This window comes from Lactobacillus sp. CA30L (genome assembly GCF_059900845.1).
On sequence record NZ_JBWXGB010000032.1, the window covers coordinates 1 to 416 of the forward strand.

Consider the following 416-nt stretch of genomic DNA (forward strand, 5'->3'; position numbering starts at 1 on the left):
CCGTCAGCGTGTACTCCGTGGAGGACGCGTTCGCGATCGTCAGGCTGTTCGCGGGGTCGTTGCTCGCCGGCATGACGGCCGGGAACAGCGCGGTGAAGAGGGTCAGGACCGCAGCGGCGACCGTCACCGCCATGAGCGCGAAGGCTCGTCCCTCGAGCCCGCGGCTGTTCGCGAACCAGGCGCTGATGAGCGACACCGCGGCGATCGCCGCGAGGATGAGGACCGGCAGCGAGAAGTGCGCGAGGACGGTCCACCCGAGGAACGAAGCGGCCAACACGATCGCGACGAGTCCCGCACGGCTTGCGAGGCGACGAGCGCGTTCCCGGATCTCGCCCTCGGTCTTCAGCGAGGCGAAGACGGCCCCGTGTGCGAAGAAGAGCACCAGCGTGGTGAGCCCACCGAGGATCCCGTACGGG

1 protein-coding gene is annotated in these 416 nt (G+C 69.5%); it reads right to left on the minus strand.

What is annotated here, in order from left to right:
- On the minus strand, positions 1–416 hold a 416-nt coding region (locus tag AC2JF8_RS09330), incomplete at both ends, for a cytochrome d ubiquinol oxidase subunit II (protein ID WP_500762812.1).